This is a genomic window from Arthrobacter sp. Sr33 (genome assembly GCF_054511195.1).
Genome location: NZ_JBTNDD010000004.1, coordinates 29984 through 47305, shown reverse-complemented (window position 1 = coordinate 47305; position 17322 = coordinate 29984). Strand labels below are relative to the sequence as shown.

Sequence of the window (17322 nt, the reverse complement as noted above, 5' to 3'; positions counted from 1 at the left end):
GACCCCGGTCAGGCGTCCGCCAAGGCCAGCTTGACGACAATCAGCCCAGTCGTTGTTTCAGCGGCTTCCCAGCCGTGAGTTGACCTGGTCCATTGCAGACCACCATAGGACACCGCTTCGATGTGCAGCGCCTTGGCGTTTGCGACCGCCCATTGCGCGGTTGCCCAGCCCTGGGTTCCGGAAGCAGCGAAACTGAGCGCCCCGTCGTCGTTCAGTGACGTTTCGAGGGGGCCGAAAACCTGTTCGGCGGCCGCCTGCACAGCGGCCGGATCGCCCACCTGGTCGGTGCCCCGCAAGACACAGTTCAGGGAGGCAGGGGAGTTGCCGGTCAAGGCCGACGCAAAAGCGCGCCCCTCCGCCTCGTGATCGGCGTAGGCATCCGGCAGGGCGCTGCGTTGCACGGCCTGCGCCGCCTCGGTGATGGGCAGGGCCTCGTAGCCGGGTACCAGCACGAGCGCGTCGTAGAACGCCCCGGCCGCGTAGAGGGGATCCTGTACCTCGGCGTCGGTGCCCCAGCCCTGCGATGGTCGCTGCTGGAAGAGCCCGCGCGAATCCGGTCCGGCCTGGTCACCGTAGTCCAGGTTGCGGAGCCCCGACTCCTGGACCGCCGTCGCGAGCGCAATGGAAGCGGCCCGCGCCGGCAGCCCACGGGTGACGGCGACAGCGGCGATCAGCGAGGCATTCTCGGCCTGTTCGAGGCCAAGTTCGTAGGTATCGTCGCCGACGACGGCGGTGCAGCGCTCCCGCACCAGGACTTCCGACGTGTTCACCTGGTTGACGGCCAGATAGATGCCACCGGACAGCACCGCCAGCAGCACGACGAGAACAAGCGTCGTCTTCACCCGACGACGGCGACGCGCTTCGGCTTTCGTGTAAGCCACGGGTCCCTAGTTGGCGTGCAGCACTGAGTTCAAGGCGATCCCGTGGCCGCTGCGCGGACGTGCCTCGACGACGCCGGTCGCCGAGTTGCGGAGGAACAGCAGGAAGGACTCACCGGAGAGCTCGGCGGCCTTGACCACTCGCCCGTCCGGGAGGGTGACCTTGGTGCCAGCAGTAATGTACAGGCCGGCTTCGACGACGCAGTCGTCGCCGAGGGAAATCCCGATGCCGGCTTGAGCGCCGAGAAGGCACCGTTCGCCGATCGCCACCCGTTCCTTGCCGCCCCCGGAGAGTGTGCCCATGATGGATGCGCCGCCACCGATGTCCGAACCGTTGCCCACCACCACTCCGGCGGAAATGCGTCCTTCGACCATCGACTGGCCGAGGGTGCCCGCATTGAAGTTGACGAAGCCCTCATGCATGACGGTGGTACCAACGGCCAGGTGTGCGCCAAGCCGCACCCGGTCGGCGTCGGCAATCCGTACCCCGGCGGGCAGTACGTAGTCGACCATGCGGGGGAACTTGTCCACGCCGTAGACCACTACCGTGCCGCGGGTCCGCAGCCGGAGGCGGGTGCTTTCGAAGTCTTCGACGGGGCAGGGCCCGAAGTTGGTCCACACCACGTTGGCCAGCAGCCCAAACACGCCGTCGAGGTTGACGGTGTTGGGCGCTGCAAGCCGGTGGGACAGAAGGTGCAGGCGAAGATATGCGTCCGCCGCGTCGGTCGGTGCCGAATCCAGGTCGGCGTGCGCCGCAATGACTTCCTGGCTGGTGCCGCGCAGGTCATCGTTCCCGGCCAGGGCGTCGAGAGAGCTTCTGAGATCCTCCTGCGATGTGTCGCCGAGTTCGGGGCGGGGAAACCACACATCAAGGACGGTGCGGTTGGCGGCGAAGGTCGCCAGACCCAGTCCGTGGGCTGAGCGGGGGCCTGGATCGGTTGCTGGCGTGGGGGATGTGGCTCGTTCAGTCATGGCCTCAAGTCTACCGAGCGATAGGCTGGATCAATGACCGCTAACCTCCCCGCAGCCCTTGACCTTTCTGCCGATGTTGCAGCTCTGACCGCCTCTCTCCTCGACATTGAGAGTGTCTCCGGCAATGAGCGGACCCTCGCCGACGCCGTCGAAACCGCCTTGCAGGCCTGCCCTCATCTGGAGCTGGTGCGCGACGGCGACTCAATCATCGCGCGGACCTCACTGGGCCGTGCCGAACGGGTCATCCTCGCCGGCCATCTGGACACCGTGCCCCTTCCAGGTGTTCCCGGCTCCCGGGGAACCGTCCCCAGCACCTGGGACGGCGAAGTGCTTTACGGCAGGGGTGCCACCGATATGAAGGGCGGGGTGGCGGTCCAGTTGGCGCTCGCCGCAGCGCTGACCGAACCCGCCCGCGACATTACCTACGTGTTTTACGACCACGAGGAAGTCGATGCGTCGTTGAGTGGGCTTGGCAGGCTGGTGACCAGGTTCCCTGACTGGTTGACCGCCGATTTCGCAGTGTTGCTGGAACCCACGGACGGTACCGTCGAGGGCGGCTGCAACGGCACCGCCCGCTTCAATGTCACCACCACCGGCCGGGCAGCGCACTCGGCACGTGCCTGGATGGGGGAGAACGCCATCCATGCGGCTGGCGACATCCTGACCCGGCTTCGCGACCACGAACCACTCACCGTTGACGTGGATGGTCTCGCCTACCGGGAGAGCCTTAACGCGGTGATGATCAAGGGCGGCACGGCTGGGAACGTCATCCCCGACCGGACAGTGGTTGAGGTGAACTACCGGTTTGCGCCGGATAAGTCGCCCGACGACGCCGAGGCTTACGTCCGGGCGGTGCTGGAGGGCTACGACGTCGAACGCACCGACGCTGCCGCCGGCGCCCGCCCCGGGCTGCACCATCCTGCGGCAGCAGACTTCGTGGCGGCCGTGGGTGCCGAGCCCAAACCGAAGTACGGCTGGACCGACGTCGCCCGCTTCAGCGAGTTGGGCATCCCGGCCGTGAACTTCGGGCCGGGTGATCCGCTGCTGGCGCACTCGGATAACGAGCACGTCAGCGCCGACGAGATCCGCGAGTGCCTGAGGGCGCTGAAGACCTGGCTGGGCTAGCCCACCCAGACGGCGGGCTCAGGCAGCCATTGGACAAAAGAGTGCGGCTACACCCTGAGGTGTAGCCGCACTTTCATGTCCGCGTCGATCCTGGCTAGGGCACGGGGGCCGCTGCAGCCAGTTCCGGATCCTCGGTCTGCTTGACCTTGCGACCTGTCCTGAAGCTCAGCAGCGTGGAGAGCTTGTTGGCTGCCGAGGAGAGGGCGAAGTTGATCAAGATGAAGATGAAGGCAGCAATCAGGAGGGACTGCAGCAGGTTGCCTTCACCGACGCCGAGGCGGCGGGAGAACTGGAGGAGTTCCGCGTAGCCGATGATGTAGCCCAGTGCGGAGTCCTTGAGGATGACGACGAACTGGCTGACCATGGCTGGCAGCATCGCGACCAGCGCCTGGGGAATCTCGATGCTCCGCAGGGACTTGCCCGGGGTCATACCGATGGCCATCGCCGCTTCGCGCTGGCCCTTGGGAAGGCCATGTACTCCGGATCGGACCAGTTCGGCGATCACCGACCCGTTGTACAGGGTCAGTGCCGTCACAACTGCCACAAAGATCGGATCATCGATGAAACCAACCTGAGCCAGGGCAAGCCACAGGAAGATCATCATCAGCAGGACGGGTACCGCACGGAGAAATTCGACGACGAGACCAGCAACCCAGCGGACCGGTGCGATATGGGATAGTCGGCCGATCCCGAACAGCAGCCCAAACGCGATCGAGGTGACCACTGCGACCGCCGCGGCCTTCAGGGTGCTGAGCAGGCCCGGGAGAATGAAGAACTCCCAGGTCCGCCACTCGAGGAAGGGCGTCCACTTGGCGGCTTCGAACTGGCCCTGGGCGGCCAGAGCTACTACTACGTAGCCTAAGAGGCCCAGCACCAGCAGCACGCCAGCGATATTGCCAAGAAGGATGCGGCGCTTGCCCTTCGGTCCCGGTGCATCGAATAGAACCTGTTGAGCGCTCATCGTGCCACCGCCAGTTTCCTTGACAACCAGGTAGTAAGAAGGCCGATGGGGACAACGATGATCACGAAGCCCATGGCGAAGATAAAGAAGATGGGAATCACCAGGTCACCCCTGAACTCGATCATTTCCTTCATCAGGTTTGAGGACTCGATCACCGATCCAGCGAACGCGACAGTCGAGTTCTTGGTCAGGGCAATGAGGACGTTACCCAGCGGTGCAACTGCACCACGGAGCGCCTGCGGCAGAATGATCAGGCGGGCGGCCGGCAGGAAGCTTAGCCCAATAGCGCGGGCGGCCTCTGCCTGGCCGAGGGGAACGGTGTTGACACCGCTGCGGATCGCTTCACAAACGAAGGCCGCGTGGTAGATGCTCAAGCCCAGGATGGCCAGGCGGAGGAAATTCACCTGGAAATCCTCGGCCAGGACCACATTCAGTTGTCCCCACAGCCCGAGGACACCGAAGGCAATGATCACCGTGAGCGGTGTGTTCCGGAAGATATTCACATACGCCGCGCCGAACCACTGCAGGCTGGCGATCGGCGAGATGCGCATGAGCGCAAGGATAGTTCCCAGGATAAATGACCAGATAGCGGCCCAAAACGTCAGCTGGATATTGACCCAGAACGCTCCAGCGACGTCGTACGTCTCAAAGAGCGATAGGAAGTTATCCATGGTTCACCTCTTCCGTGGTGTTGAAAACCGTAAAGTTGAAAAGCCTTGGTGAGGCAGCCGCGAAGCTACCCCACCAAGGCAAAAAAACGGCTCGAGCTTAGGCGCAGGCGTCAGGCTCTGGTGGGTTCAGCTCGTCGTTGAAGGTGTAGTCAGCGCCCTCGGTGTTGTTCGTGATGGCTTCTTCCCAGGCACCCTCGTCGATCATCTTGACGATGGCGGCGTTGACATCTTCACACAGGTCGCTGCCCTTGGTGAGGCCAACTCCATAGTTCTCCTCGGAGAACGGGTTGCCCACCACCTTGAACTGGCCGGCATTGGCTTCCTGCGCGGCGAGGCCGGCCAGGATGATGTCATCGGTGGTGACGGCGTCGATCTGGCCGCCGCCCATCAGCGAGACACACTCGGCGTAGCCGGGCTGCTCAACCAGGTTGGCATCGGCGCCGAACTCTTCGTTGATACGAGCAGCCGAGGTGGAACCGGCAACCGAGCAAAGGTTCTTGCCGGTCAGCGACTCTGGCCCGGTGATTTCCTCGTCGTCTGCGCGGACCAGGAGGTCCTGGCCGGCAACGAAGTACGGTCCGGCGAAGTCGACGGTTTCCTTGCGCTCGTCAGTAATGGAATAGGTAGCGAAAATCATGTCCACCTCTTCGGTGGAGAGCAGATTCTCGCGGTTGGCCGAAGGAGCCTCGACCCATTCGATCTGGTCCTCGGAGTAACCGAGCTCGGTGGCCACATATTTGGCAACGTCGACGTCGAAGCCGGAGTACTCGCCGCCTTCATCGAAGCCCAGGCCCGGCTGGTCGAACTTGATGCCGATGCGGATGCTGTCGGAGCCTGCATCTGTCGCGGTGTCGTCGCCACCCTCGTCCCCGCCGCCACAGGCGGAAAGGGTGAGTGCTGCTACAGCTGCCATGGCGGCTGCTGCGTAACGGGTCTTGCGCATGATTTCTCCTTGCGTTTCGTCTGACTTGATGAAAATTTGTGGGGCTAATGCGCCAGGATCTTGCCGAGGAAGTCTTTGGCTCGGTTGCTCTGGGGGTTGGTGAAGAACTCTTCGGGGGTGGCCTCCTCGACGATCTGGCCGCCGTCCATGAAGATCACCCGGTCCGCTGCCTTGCGGGCGAAGCCCATTTCGTGGGTCACCACGATCATGGTCATACCCTCCTTGGCCAGGGTGACCATCGCGTCGAGGACCTCGTTGATCATTTCGGGGTCAAGCGCGGAGGTGGGTTCGTCAAACAGCATCACCTTCGGCTGCATGGCAAGCGCACGGGCAATCGCCACACGTTGCTGCTGACCGCCGGAAAGCTGCGCTGGCAGTTTCTGGGCCTGGTTATCAACCCCTACCCGCTTCAGCAGGGACATGGCCAGCTCCTTGGCCTCGGCACTTTTCATGCCTTTGACCTTGATCGGCCCCAACGTCACATTTTCGAGGATGGATTTGTGGGCAAACAGGTTGAAGGACTGGAACACCATCCCGACGTCGGCGCGGAGTTTTGCAAGCGCCTTGCCCTCGGCAGGCAGTTCAACGCCGTCGATCCGGATCTCTCCGTCGTCGATGGTTTCCAGCCGGTTGATGGCACGGCAGAGGGTTGATTTACCGGAACCGGACGGTCCGATCACTACCACCACCTCACCGCGGGCCACCTCGAGGTTGATGTTCTGCAGCACATGGAGTTCGCCGTAGTGCTTGTTGACGTTCTTCAGCAGCACGAGCGGCGTCTCAGATGATGGTGCAGCGGGCGAGTTCGCTTCGAAATCACTGGTCATAGAGATGAATGTAGCGAACGAATGCCCGCTGGCAACACATGATTGTTGCGATTTGGTAAATCGTGACTCAAGAGCAACCAAGACCCAAAGGGGTTGCGGAGGACGGATAGGCTCAAAAGATGGCTTCCAACGAGTTTTTGTCCAGTCCAGAATCCAATGGCGCCCGCGCCACCCCGTCACGCCGGCGAGGCCAGGTGGAGCTCCGCCGTGGGCAGATCCAGGCACCTCAATCTGACAGCTACCTGCTGGACTCAGGGGGAGGGAACCACTTCACCAAGACGGACCCGTGGCGGGTGCTGCGTATCCAGAGCGAGTTCGTCGAAGGTTTCGGGACGCTCGCCGAGCTTGGGCCGGCTATCAGTGTGTTCGGCTCGGCGCGCACCCCACGGGATTCGCCGTTCTACGCGATGGGTGAGGAGGTGGGCCGGCGCCTGGTGGAGGCAAACTATGCGGTCATCACAGGTGGAGGTCCGGGAGCCATGGAAGCGGCCAACAAGGGAGCCTGCGAGGCCGGCGGACTCTCAGTTGGTCTCGGCATCGAGCTGCCGTTCGAACATGGGATGAATGAGTGGGTGGACCTTGGAGTGAACTTCAGGTACTTCTTCGTCCGAAAAACCATGTTCGTGAAATATGCGCAAGGGTTCATCGTCCTGCCGGGTGGATTCGGCACCCTGGATGAACTATTCGAAGCCATGACCCTGGTCCAGACCAGGAAGGTCACCTCCTTCCCCATTGTCCTGATGGGCACTGAGTTCTGGGCGCCGCTCTGGGATTGGGTGAGGGGCAGCCTGCTGGCGAACGGGATGATCTCCGCCAGGGACCTGGACCTGGTGCATCTGGTGGACGACCCAGCCGAAGCCGTCCGGCTGGTGCAGGCAGACACCGCATCACACAAGTCACCGTGACCATTCGCTGGCACCAATAACAATGGCACCGTTAACTCTGGCAGCATTGACACGGTGAGTATTTTCCTGGTGTTTATTGCTATCGCTGTGGTGGGTGCTGTGGCTTTCGCCGTCGTCGGACGGCAGCGTCCGGGAGGGGATCTGACGGTCCCCGGGCATCCTGCGGGGCTGGTCGAACCCGCTCCGTCCCTGCCCGCAGTGCTGCTGCCCGACGACCCCCACCCGTCCGACATCGATAGAATCCGCTTCGCCCCCGCCTTGCGTGGGTACCGGATGGACCAGGTCGACGAGGTCCTCGAGAAGCTGGCGTCAGCGCTCGCCGAGCGGGACGAGATCATCGCCGACCTCCGACGGTCCCGCCAGGACAGCCGATGAGCGGCGCGGCACTCGGGGAGGACGGGCGGGTGCGCTGCGACTGGGCCAACGCTACTGCCGATTACCGGACCTACCACGACGAGGAATGGGGTCGCTCCGTCTCCGGGGAGGCAGCCCTGTTTGAACGGCTCAGCCTCGAAGCCTTCCAATCCGGTCTGAGCTGGATTACCATTCTGCGGAAGCGGGAGTCCTTCCGGGCGGCCTTCAGGGAGTTCGAACCGGCCGTGGTGGCAGAATTCGACGACGACGACGTCGAGCGGTTGCTTCAGGATGCCGGAATTGTCCGTAACCGGGCGAAGATCCTCGCAACCATAGCGAATGCCCGGGCGCTGCTCACTCTCCCACCGGGTGAAAGCCTCGCCAATATCCTTGAAGCGCACCGGCCAGCACCTCGTCCCGCCCCGGTTGCACTGACCGACGTGCCTGCGGTTGTCCCTGAATCGGTGGCACTGGCAAAGGCCCTGCGGTCGCACGGATTCAGGTTTGTTGGTCCCACTACCGGGTACGCCATGATGCAGGCAACCGGGTACGTCAATGACCATCTGCTGCACTGCTGGGTGCGGGGCTCGATGTGACCCACAACGCACCGCGATTCGCCGAGTCCGGCTCTGTGCGGGATAATGGTGGAGGATCAATGCGCGGGGGCCAGCATGCCGCCGTGTCACTGACGTTAATTTTCGTTGACGGGCGGCCGGGGATCCCGGGCGCGCACATTTGAAGGGATACCTTTATGGCTGCCATGAAACCGCGGACCGGCGATGGGCCGATGGAAGTCACCAAAGAGGGCCGCAGCCTGATCATGCGGGTACCGATTGATGGTGGCGGGCGGCTAGTGGTCGAACTCAATGCGGAGGAAGCCGGCAACCTCAAGGACTGCCTTTTGACGGTCACCGAGTAGTCGCCCAAAGTGGCAGCGCTGCTGGGGTCGACCCCAAGGGTGCCGACCCCAGCAGTGACTACTTACGGATGGCTGGCATCTTAACGGCGAGCAGCAGGCCATGGCCGGTGGGAAGCATGGCCGACACCAGTTGCTCGTGGTCGCGAATAGTGCGTCCCACCTGGCGGAGAATGTTGGTCGAATCCTCTCGGATGGCCGGATCTGCCACCCGATCCTGATCCAGTGCGTCGTTGAGCATCAACATGCCGCCCGGCTTCAGCAGGCGGATGGCCTGATTTGCGTAGAGCGGCAGACCGGCCTTGTCTGCGTCGATAAAGACCAGATCGTAGGCGGCGTCAGTGAGGCGGGGCAGCACGTCAGCGGCCCGGCCTGAGATGGTGCGTGTCCGGTTCCCCGGCACGCCAGCCTCGGCGTAGGCCTCTCTCGCAGCGCGGAGGTGGTCGACGTCGGAGTCGATGGTGGTCAGGACCGACTGCGGTCCCAGGCCGCGCAGGATACATACCCCGGACACACCGGCCCCGGCACCGATCTCCACAACTGTCTGTGCCTTTGACGTCGCAGCAAGGACTGTCAACGCGGCCGCGACACCGGTGCTGACCGGCGTGACCCCAAGCTCGTAGGACCGGTCCCGGGCACGCAGCAGGACTTCATCCTCGTCGGGCAGCCCCTCGGCGTATGACCAGCTACTTTGTTTGTCCGCGCTCATGTATTTACCGTTCAGTCTTCTCGTTCAGGGGACGTTCTCGCTTTGGTACCCAGCCTACTGGTTGGGGGGCTCCTCGCCCCATTTGGGTGATCAACGGAATCTGAGCGCCGTCGCAGGGCTTTCGCAGGCCAGGGCACACCAGTTTTCCAGCGATCTCCCAGCTTGATAGGGCAATATTTCAAGCTCCAGGCATCCGGTGAACCATTGGCCGCGAATACCTTGGGAGACGGCAAAATGCTGTTTCACACTGGGAGGAGAGGTTGATGTCCACTTCGCAAACAACGGTGGCCGCTGCCACCGTCACCGATGAAGCAGCAGGCACGGACGCCGCCTGGGTGGCGCCCTCCTGGGAAGAAGTGGTGGTTGTCCATTCGCCGAAGGTGTACCGGCTGGCCTACCGCCTGACCGGCAACAAGTTCGACGCCGAGGATCTCACCCAGGAAGTGTTTGTCAGGGTCTTCCGGTCCCTGGCCAACTTCACGCCCGGCACCCTCGATGGGTGGCTGCACCGAATCACCACCAATCTGTTCCTGGATCAGGCTCGCCGGAAAAGCCGGATCAGGTTCGATGGCCTGACGGAGGAGGCCGAAAGCCGCCTGCCCAGCGCCCATCCCGGGCCGGAACGCAGTTTTGAATTCAACAACCTCGACATTGATGTGCAGGCTGCCCTCGAAGAGCTCCCACCCGATTTCCGGGCGGCTGTGGTCCTGTGCGATCTGGAAGGGCTCGCCTACAACGAGGTGGCTGAAGCCCTCGGGGTGAAGCTGGGAACAGTGCGCTCACGGATCCACCGGGGGCGCACCATGCTGCGCGAAAAGCTTGCTCACCGCGACCCGGCCCTGACCGCCGCCAAAAGCCCCCGAATGAAGCTGCCCCGGATTGCGGGTGCCCGTTAGCGGCCATGCGACATCCGAAGCGGCATCTAGCTGATTTCGTAGACGGGGAGTTGCCCTTGGACCGCCGCAGGGCGGTGGAAAGCCACCTCGCCCGCTGCGCTTCCTGCCGGGACACCGTGCGGGAGCATCGGGGTGTCCGAAACCGGCTGCAAAGCTCAGAGATCCCACGGCCCGACGCCGATCTGTTCGATCGCATCATGGCGACCGCCCAGCGCCACCCAGAGACGCGTCCCGGAGTGGCGCCCGACGTCGTCGGGGAGGAAAGGCACGGACCGCGCCGGCGGATGGCAGGGTTTGCCTCACGCCACCGCACACCGATGGCGGTGAGCGGAGGGCTGGCCGTCGTCGCGCTCGCAACGCTTACCGGTGCCTATGCCCTTGGCATCGAATCGGAGCATGAGGTCCTCGCCGGCAGCGGTCGAAGCGGGGCGCTGATGGCTGGCTGGCAGTCGGTTGCCTCCGACACCCCAACCCTGCTGGATGCCAGCCAGCTCGAAGAGCTCAGGGGCGGTGGCTGGTACTGCCCCGACCTCGAAATGATGGGGTTCAGCGTGGCGGGTGCGGAAGCCATCACTGTGGCGAACCGTCCGGCACTCATGATGGTGCTCAACGACGGAACTGACTCAGTCACGATCTACGAACAGCGCAAACTCGGCGACGGTCGGGCACCTGTCGCGTCACCGCCCATCAACGCCCTGACGGGGAACTCCGTCGTCGACGACGGCTTCGAACGCATCGGCGGGATGCAACGCCAAATCTGGGTCCACCCGGGGCACTCCTGGCAGGTGGTGCTCGACTCCCAGTCGGTAACCTACACCGTTGTCTCGAGTCTTCCCGCAGCAGAAATGCCGCAGGCTGTTAGCCAACTGGTACTGGCCGAGCATTCCCGGCTGGCGCCAACCGAGCCGACTCCGCATGACCCCCTGAGCAGGATTCTTCGAGGGCTCAACAAGCTGGCGCAGCCAGCCTCGGGACAGTGAGCCAAATAGCTCCTGTCGCCGCCGAAAGGTAGTCTTCTTCAGTGTTTGGAATCAACGGGCTCGAGTTTTTGCTGCTGGCTGTCATCGCCGTCATGGTTCTCGGACCTGAACGGCTGCCGGAGTATGCCGCCCAGCTGGGCAGGCTGGTGAAGGATCTCCGCCGGATGGCATCGGGCGCGCGGGAGCAGCTCCGCGAGGAAGTCGGCCCGGAACTCGACGACGTCGACTGGCGCAAGCTCGACCCCCGCCAGTACGATCCGCGTCGGATCATCAAGGAAGCCCTGATCGACGACGTCCAGGACGCTTTCAAGCCTGTTAGCGGGGGAGCACCGAACCCGGCGGCCCCGGCTTCCGTCACGCCGCCAGCCAGGTCACGGCCGCTGCCGTCAGTCGCGACGTCACCGCGGCTCAGCGCCGGCCAGCTGGCGCCGTTCGATGTGGAAGCCACCTAGCACCAGGCTGTTGCGCCCGGACGGAACCGGTCAGGCGAAGCCTGCCTGGCTAGGTGGGAGTGACCTTCAGCCGACGGCCGCCGAGCTCACGCGGACGGCGGGCGAGGGTGTCCGCTATCTGGCGAAGTTCCTGCGCTGCGGCGGATTCGCTGGTCCCATTGACGATAGGTTCCCCACTATCCCCACCCTCGCGAAGGGCAATCTCGAGTGGGACACTGCCGAGGAGCGGGACCGGGTAGCCCAGGGCCTCAGTGAGGCGGCCGGTCAGGGCGAGCCCGCCACCCTTGCCGAACAGTTGCATCCGTTCCCCACCGGGAAGCTCAAGCCAGGACATGTTCTCGATCACCCCTGAAACCTTCTGGCCCGTCTGGTTGGCCAGGGTCCCGGCGCGTTCAGCAACGTCCGCGGCCGCCGTCTGCGGCGTGGTGACCACCAACAGCTCCGACGAGGGCAGCAGTTGGGCCACAGAGATGGCGATGTCCCCGGTGCCAGGAGGAAGATCGAGGAACAATACGTCCAGATCGCCGAAGTGCACGTCGCTGAGAAACTGCTCAAGTGCCCGGTGGAGCATCGGCCCGCGCCAGGCGACCGGCTGATTGCCGGCGATGAACATGCCAATTGAAATGACTTTGACGTCGTAGGCGACCGGCGGGAGGATCATCTCATCGACCCGGGTTGGCGGCTGGGTGATCCCCAGCAGGGAAGGTACCGAGAAGCCGTAGACGTCAGCGTCGACAATCCCCACTCTCAGGCCCTGGGCGGCCATTGCCACCGCAAGATTCACTGTGACGCTCGATTTGCCGACCCCGCCTTTGCCGCTCGCCACCGCGTACACCCGGGTCAGTGAGCCCTCGTCGTTGAACGGGATGCCCTTCCGGCCACCGGGGCCCCTGAGCTGTTCCTTGAGCCGGTCGCGTTGCTGTTGGGTCATCACCGAGAGCCGTACGTCCACCGAGGTGACTCCGTGGAGGCCCCCTACCGCGGTTTCGACGTCGCGGGTGATGGTCCCGCGCAGCGGGCAGCCAGCAATGGTGAGCAGCACCTCAACGGTGACGGCGCCGCCGACGATATCGGTGCCCGCAACCATACCCAGCTCGGTGATTGGTTTGCGAAGTTCAGGGTCAATCACGGTGGCGAGGGCTGCATCCACCTGCTCCCGCAATGTCACAACCGGTCAGACCGGTTGGGCTGCAGCTTCGGCAGCGACGCCGTCTGGTCGCCGCCCTTCCGGCGCGACTTTTTATGGAGGGCCGTGTCTTTGTCTTCGGCGGTCTCAAGGATTTCCTCAAGGACTGAGCGCAGTTCGGACCGGACATAATCGCGCGTCGCGACCTCGCGGATCGCGATCCGCAATTCAGCGATTTCCCGGGTCAGATATTCGGTGTCGGAAAGGTTCCGTTCAGCACGCTGCCGATCCTGCCGCAGCGACACCCGGTCGCGGTCGTCCTGCCGGTTCTGTGCCAGAAGCAGCAGGGGTGCTGCATAGGATGCTTGGAGGGAGAGCATCAGGGTCAGCAGGGTGAAACCGATGGCGGCGCTGTCGAAACGCAGTCCGCCTGGGGCCCAGGAGTTCCAGGCCAGCCAGAGGGCAACAAAGACTGTCATGTAGAACAGGAACTGGGGTGTCCCCATGAACCGGGCGAAGTTTTCTGTGGCGCTCCCGAACCGGTCCGGGTTCGGCCGCAGCCGGGGCAGCCAGCGTTTACGGCTCTCGCGCGGGGTGTCGAGCCCTGTCGCAGTGGTTTTGATCCGCTCAGCCATTGGTTGCTCCCTTCGTCAATCCCGGGTAGTCGTTGGCAGCGCGCCAATCATCGGGCAGCAGGTGGTCGAGGACGTCGTCGACTGTCACCGCTCCGACCAACCGACCTTCAGCGTTGACGACGGGAATGGAGTTCAGATTGTAGGTCGCAAGGATGCGGGCAACCTCGCTGATGTTGGCCTGGTCCCCGACGGGCTCCAGATCGGTGTCAACGATGTTCCCCAGCTGCTCCGGCGGAGGGAATCGCAGCAGCTGCTGGATGTGGACGACGCCGAGATACCGTCCGGTGGGTGTCTCAAGCGGTGGTCGGCACACGAAAATCGATGAGGCCAACGCTGGAGTCAGTTCCTCACGCCGGACGTGCGCGAGGGCTTCGGCCACTGTCGCCTCGGGCGGGAGGATGACCGGCACGGTGGTCATCATCGAGCCGGCAGTGTCCTCCTCGTATTGGAGCAGGCGTCGCACATCCTCTGCGTCTTCGGGTTCCATCAACGCGAGGAGGTCCTCCTTCTGCGCTTCGGGCAGTTCGTTGAGGAGGTCCGCGGCGTCGTCGGGGTCCATTTCCTCCAGCACATCGGCGGCACGTTCACGGTGGAGCGAAGAGATGATCTGCACCTGGTCATCGTCCGGGAGTTCCTGCAGGATGTCAGCGAGCCGGTCATCCTGCAGGGCGCCCGCAATCTCGGTGCGTCGTTTGTCGCTCATTTCGTGCAGCGCGTCCGCGAAGTCGGCCGGCTTGAGGTCCTCGTGTTGCGCAACAAACTGGGAAGCGCCCTGCGGTTCGGCAGCGTCCCCGTGGTAGGCGTCCAGCCAGTCGACAATGAGGCGTTCGCCCCGGCGGAGTCCACGCAGCGCCGACGACGACGAGCCGCGCCGGATGAATACCTGCGATACGTGCCAGTCGCCGGCGCGGTCCACCTCGATGGCGATATCCTCGATTACTGCCTCGCCGCTCCCGTCGCGCAGGGTCACCCGGCGGTCAAAAAGCTCACCCACCACCAGCATTTCGGCGCCGCGCTGTTCGAAGCGGCGGAGGTTGACCAGTCCGGTGCAGATGATCTGGGTCGAATCAATCGACGTGACCCGGGTCATCGGGACAAAGACCCGCCGTTTGCCGGGTACCTCCACCACCAGGCCAACGGCCTGGGGCGCGGTGTTCGGGCCGAGGTCAAGAACCACCGCATCACGAAGTCGGCCCAGACGGTCACCCAGTGGGTCAAACACGTCGAGGCCAAGCAGGCGCGCCACGAAGACGCGGGTGGGATTAGTGCTCACCTGCCTAGGCTACTTTGGAACGGCCGCTTCCGCCCTATTCGATCGGCGGCAACGTAGCGCTAGTTCACTGCGAGCGATACGGGCCCACAGGTCAGCCGTTCTGGGTGAGAATGGAACCATGTCAAATGTGCTTGGTCGAACGGCGTCACGGGATGAAGGCCGCATCCTGCCCAAAGGCGAAACGGTCGGACGGTACAGTGCCTACCTGGACGCGCAGAAGGCAGTGGATTACCTAGCCGACAGCAAGTTCCCCGTGCAGAAAGTCTCGATCATTGGCAGCGATCTGAAGACTGTTGAACGAGTGACGGGCCGGCTCAGCTACCCGCGGGTGGCATTGGCCAGCGCTGCAACGGGTGCATGGTTCGGATTTTTCGTGGGTCTGATCCTGACGCTGTTCGGCGACGGCGGTGCGTACCTGCCGATCTTCACCGCGATGGCGCTTGGCGCCGTGTTCTGGATGCTGTTTGGCGTCATCACCTACGCCTTCCAGCGTGGCAAGCGGGACTTCACCTCCACGAGTCAGGTCATCGCCACCAGCTACGATGTCATCGTCGAACCGGAATCGGCCGGTGAAGCCCGACGGATGCTGCAACAGTTGCCAATGAACGGTCAGGCCCAGCACCCCGGCGGGTCCGCGCAAGGGTGGCAACCACCCGCGGCGCCTCCGGGTAGCGGCCCACAGGCACCGGGCCAGCCCGGGCAGCCGCAGGCCTGGAAAGACCCGCTCGCCCAGCCCATCCAGAATCCACAGCAGCCCGGCACCCCGGAGTCCGGGACCGCCAGCCAGGGAAACGCGCCGGACCAGGGTGCACACACCGCAGCGGATGGGTCGCAGGGTGCAGGCCTCTCCGGTCCCCGGCGTGGCCAGTTCGCTGACCTCCCCGACGGGCGGCCGCAGTACGGTGTCCGGGTTAACCCTCAGGAGAATAGCGCGGCCGCGACAGAAAGCCCGGCGAAGGGTCCCGAGGAATCGGGTCAGCCCGCCGACGAGCGTGCCTAGCCACCTTCGCTGGGGCTAGGCACGCTCGGGGCCGGGGCTACTCGCCGGTAGGGCTGTAAATCCCGGCCATCCACGCTTCGACGTCGTCGGCCTCGCGGGGCAGCGCCGCGCTCAGATTGACGGGGCCATCGGCGGTCATCAGGATGTCATCCTCGATCCGCACACCGATCCCGCGGAACTCCTCGGGGACCGCCAGGTCCTCGTCCTTGAAGTACAGGCCTGGCTCGATGGTGAAGACCATACCTTCGGTCAGGATGCCGTCCAGGTAGAGCTCGCGCTTGGCCTGGGCGCAGTCGTGAACGTCCATGCCCAGGTGGTGGCTCGTACCATGCGGCATCCACCGGCGGTGGTGCTGGCCGTCCTGAGACAGGGCTTCCTCCAGGGACACGGGGAGGAGGCCCCAGGCGTCGAGCCGTTCCGCGAGAACGGTGATTGCCGCCTGGTGGACATCGCGGAACTTGCGGCCGGGTTGGGCCGCCGCGAATCCGGCGTCGGCGGCGTCGAGGACTGCCTGGTAGATCTTCCGCTGGATGTCGGTATACCTGCCGTTGACCGGGAGGGTGCGCGTGATGTCTGCGGTATAGAGGGTGTCAGCCTCGACGCCCGCGTCGAGGAGCAGGAGTTCCCCTGCGTGCACCGGCCCGTTGTTACGGATCCAGTGGAGCACCGTGGCATTGTTGCCACACGCGGCAATGGTGTCGTAGCCCAGGTCGTTGCCTTCTTCACGGGCGCGGGCGAAAAATGCTCCTTCGACGACACGCTCACCGCGATGGTGGGTGATGGCGCGGGGGAGTTCCTTGACCACCTCGTGGAAGCCGTTGACTGTCGCCGCGACGGCGACCTTCATCTGGTCCACCTCCCAGGCGTCCTTGATCAGGCGCAGTTCGGAGAGCGCTTCGGCGAGCTTGCCGTCGAGCTCATCGGATTTTTCCAGGTCGACGCCGGTGTTGATCCGGGAGGTGTCGACCAGGGCGTCCGCGTTGAGATCGACTTCGCGCAGCAACCGGATCCGCATGCCTCCCACCTCGGGGACGCCTGCGTCCTTGGTGACTGCGACTTCCAATTCGGCGAGGTCTGCAGTCTCGATGGAGAGCAGGGTCCTGATCTGCGCGTGTGACAGGCGTGAGCCGATCCAGAACTCGCCGTAGCGGGCATTGGCATAGAACTCGGGGTTGTCGTGACCAGCAAGCTCCCTGAAGTACAGGGTGGAGTGGTGCTGGCCGCCGTCGTCGCCGTGGCCAGCCTCGGTGGGCTCCATGATGAGCACTGCGTCGGGTTCGTGATCGAGCCCAAGACCGGTGAGGTGCGCAAACCCGGAATGCGGCCGGAAGCGGTAGTCGGTGTCGTTGGAGCGCACCTTGAACGGCCCGGCGGGGATGACGAGCCGTTCGCCAGGGAATCGGTCTGAGATAGCACGACGGCGTTTCGCGGCGTGCGGGGCTACCTCAGCCTCGGCGGGCAGCTCGGTGGGCTTGGGTTCCCACTGCTGGGCCATGAACGCCTTAAACGCCTCCGATTCGGGGCGCTGGGAACGGTTCTCGTTCCGGGCAACAAGAGGCTGCTCTTCGGTGGTGGAGAGCGCGCCGGCGGTCTGGGACAGGGTGTTGTTCTCTGCTGTACTCACCAGTCCATGATCTCACCGGTACCGGAGGCAACCAAACAGTTGTCAGGGAGAACACCACTGCGGGCGTAGATTAGG

The 17322-nt window shown here is 64.0% G+C and carries 20 protein-coding genes; 9 read left to right on the top strand and 11 right to left on the bottom strand.

The window, feature by feature from the left end; translation table 11 throughout:
- Nucleotides 1-8: 8 nt before the first annotated feature.
- Nucleotides 9-842, bottom strand: coding sequence for a hypothetical protein (locus ACX80T_RS06975; protein ID WP_459304142.1), 834 nt, complete (start codon nucleotides 840-842; stop codon nucleotides 9-11).
- A 45-nt stretch (nucleotides 843-887) separates the two neighbouring features.
- On the bottom strand, nucleotides 888-1850 hold the full coding sequence (gene dapD / locus ACX80T_RS06970; protein ID WP_459304067.1) for a 2,3,4,5-tetrahydropyridine-2,6-dicarboxylate N-succinyltransferase: 963 nt from the start codon (nucleotides 1848-1850) through the stop codon (nucleotides 888-890).
- 33 nt (nucleotides 1851-1883) lie between these two features.
- On the opposite strand from dapD, the gene dapE reads away from it, so the two are divergent.
- Nucleotides 1884-2975, top strand: coding sequence for a succinyl-diaminopimelate desuccinylase (dapE, locus tag ACX80T_RS06965; protein ID WP_116778682.1), 1092 nt, complete (start codon nucleotides 1884-1886; stop codon nucleotides 2973-2975).
- 94 nt (nucleotides 2976-3069) lie between these two features.
- Here dapE and ACX80T_RS06960 read toward each other — a convergent pair whose 3' ends face one another.
- From ACX80T_RS06960 to ACX80T_RS06945, 4 genes are all read right to left on the bottom strand, one after another.
- The gene (locus ACX80T_RS06960) at nucleotides 3070-3936 is read right to left on the bottom strand and encodes an amino acid ABC transporter permease (protein WP_019481639.1); all 867 of its coding nucleotides are present in this window, start codon (nucleotides 3934-3936) and stop codon (nucleotides 3070-3072) included.
- Nucleotides 3933-4607 carry an amino acid ABC transporter permease gene (locus ACX80T_RS06955; protein WP_019481640.1) on the bottom strand — a complete coding sequence of 225 codons (675 nt, stop codon included), beginning with the start codon at nucleotides 4605-4607 and terminating at the stop codon, nucleotides 3933-3935. Before ACX80T_RS06955 ends, ACX80T_RS06960 begins: the two co-directional genes overlap by 4 nt.
- A gap of 97 nt (nucleotides 4608-4704) precedes the next feature.
- Nucleotides 4705-5550: a glutamate ABC transporter substrate-binding protein gene (locus ACX80T_RS06950; RefSeq protein ID WP_019481641.1), complete on the bottom strand. Its 846-nt coding sequence runs from the start codon at nucleotides 5548-5550 to the stop codon at nucleotides 4705-4707.
- Nucleotides 5551-5594: 44 nt separating this feature from the next.
- Nucleotides 5595-6377 carry an amino acid ABC transporter ATP-binding protein gene (locus ACX80T_RS06945; RefSeq protein WP_459304066.1) on the bottom strand — a complete coding sequence of 261 codons (783 nt, stop codon included), beginning with the start codon at nucleotides 6375-6377 and terminating at the stop codon, nucleotides 5595-5597.
- 119 nt (nucleotides 6378-6496) lie between these two features.
- Here ACX80T_RS06945 and ACX80T_RS06940 point away from each other — a divergent pair, with 119 nt between their 5' ends.
- The 4 genes from ACX80T_RS06940 to ACX80T_RS06925 all read left to right on the top strand — a co-directional run bounded on the left by ACX80T_RS06940 (nucleotide 6497) and on the right by ACX80T_RS06925 (nucleotide 8555).
- A complete protein-coding gene (locus ACX80T_RS06940; protein WP_459304065.1) occupies nucleotides 6497-7282 on the top strand; it encodes an LOG family protein in 786 nt (261 codons plus the stop codon).
- A 54-nt stretch (nucleotides 7283-7336) separates the two neighbouring features.
- Complete coding sequence (locus ACX80T_RS06935) at nucleotides 7337-7657, top strand: DivIVA domain-containing protein (RefSeq protein ID WP_019481644.1); 321 nt, start codon at nucleotides 7337-7339, stop codon at nucleotides 7655-7657.
- Complete coding sequence (locus ACX80T_RS06930) at nucleotides 7654-8232, top strand: DNA-3-methyladenine glycosylase I (RefSeq protein WP_459304064.1); 579 nt, start codon at nucleotides 7654-7656, stop codon at nucleotides 8230-8232. Before ACX80T_RS06935 ends, ACX80T_RS06930 begins: the two co-directional genes overlap by 4 nt.
- A 155-nt stretch (nucleotides 8233-8387) precedes the next feature.
- On the top strand, nucleotides 8388-8555 hold the full coding sequence (locus ACX80T_RS06925; protein ID WP_019481646.1) for a DUF3117 domain-containing protein: 168 nt from the start codon (nucleotides 8388-8390) through the stop codon (nucleotides 8553-8555).
- 58 nt (nucleotides 8556-8613) lie between these two features.
- On the opposite strand, the gene ACX80T_RS06920 is transcribed toward ACX80T_RS06925, so the two are convergent.
- A complete protein-coding gene (locus tag ACX80T_RS06920; RefSeq protein WP_019481647.1) occupies nucleotides 8614-9261 on the bottom strand; it encodes an O-methyltransferase in 648 nt (215 codons plus the stop codon).
- A 263-nt stretch (nucleotides 9262-9524) separates the two neighbouring features.
- Here ACX80T_RS06920 and sigE point away from each other — a divergent pair, with 263 nt between their 5' ends.
- From sigE to ACX80T_RS06905, 3 genes are read left to right on the top strand one after another with little or no spacing between them, the layout of a single operon-like run.
- Entirely contained in the window at nucleotides 9525-10157 is a 633-nt protein-coding gene (sigE, locus tag ACX80T_RS06915) for an RNA polymerase sigma factor SigE (RefSeq protein ID WP_024476023.1), read from the top strand.
- Nucleotides 10158-10162: 5 nt separating this feature from the next.
- Complete coding sequence (locus ACX80T_RS06910) at nucleotides 10163-11137, top strand: anti-sigma factor (RefSeq protein WP_459304063.1); 975 nt, start codon at nucleotides 10163-10165, stop codon at nucleotides 11135-11137.
- A gap of 41 nt (nucleotides 11138-11178) precedes the next feature.
- Nucleotides 11179-11589, top strand: coding sequence for a sec-independent translocase (locus ACX80T_RS06905; protein WP_019481650.1), 411 nt, complete (start codon nucleotides 11179-11181; stop codon nucleotides 11587-11589).
- A gap of 49 nt (nucleotides 11590-11638) precedes the next feature.
- Here the strand turns inward: ACX80T_RS06905 and ACX80T_RS06900 are convergent, their stop codons facing one another.
- Genes ACX80T_RS06900 through ACX80T_RS06890 form a run of 3 tightly spaced genes read right to left on the bottom strand, consistent with a single transcriptional unit; the run spans nucleotide 11639 to nucleotide 14623 of the window.
- Nucleotides 11639-12739 (bottom strand): Mrp/NBP35 family ATP-binding protein, encoded by a 1101-nt coding sequence (locus ACX80T_RS06900; protein ID WP_459304062.1) that lies wholly within the window; start codon nucleotides 12737-12739, stop codon nucleotides 11639-11641.
- Between the two features lie 14 nt (nucleotides 12740-12753).
- Nucleotides 12754-13350: a DUF1003 domain-containing protein gene (locus ACX80T_RS06895; protein ID WP_019481652.1), complete on the bottom strand. Its 597-nt coding sequence runs from the start codon at nucleotides 13348-13350 to the stop codon at nucleotides 12754-12756.
- Nucleotides 13343-14623 (bottom strand): magnesium transporter MgtE N-terminal domain-containing protein, encoded by a 1281-nt coding sequence (locus tag ACX80T_RS06890; protein ID WP_019481653.1) that lies wholly within the window; start codon nucleotides 14621-14623, stop codon nucleotides 13343-13345. Before ACX80T_RS06890 ends, ACX80T_RS06895 begins: the two co-directional genes overlap by 8 nt.
- A gap of 118 nt (nucleotides 14624-14741) precedes the next feature.
- On the opposite strand from ACX80T_RS06890, the gene ACX80T_RS06885 reads away from it, so the two are divergent.
- The gene (locus tag ACX80T_RS06885) at nucleotides 14742-15623 is read left to right on the top strand and encodes a general stress protein (RefSeq protein ID WP_459304061.1); all 882 of its coding nucleotides are present in this window, start codon (nucleotides 14742-14744) and stop codon (nucleotides 15621-15623) included.
- A 37-nt stretch (nucleotides 15624-15660) separates the two neighbouring features.
- On the opposite strand, the gene ACX80T_RS06880 is transcribed toward ACX80T_RS06885, so the two are convergent.
- Nucleotides 15661-17247: an aminopeptidase P family protein gene (locus ACX80T_RS06880; protein ID WP_459304060.1), complete on the bottom strand. Its 1587-nt coding sequence runs from the start codon at nucleotides 17245-17247 to the stop codon at nucleotides 15661-15663.
- Nucleotides 17248-17322: the final 75 nt, after the last annotated feature.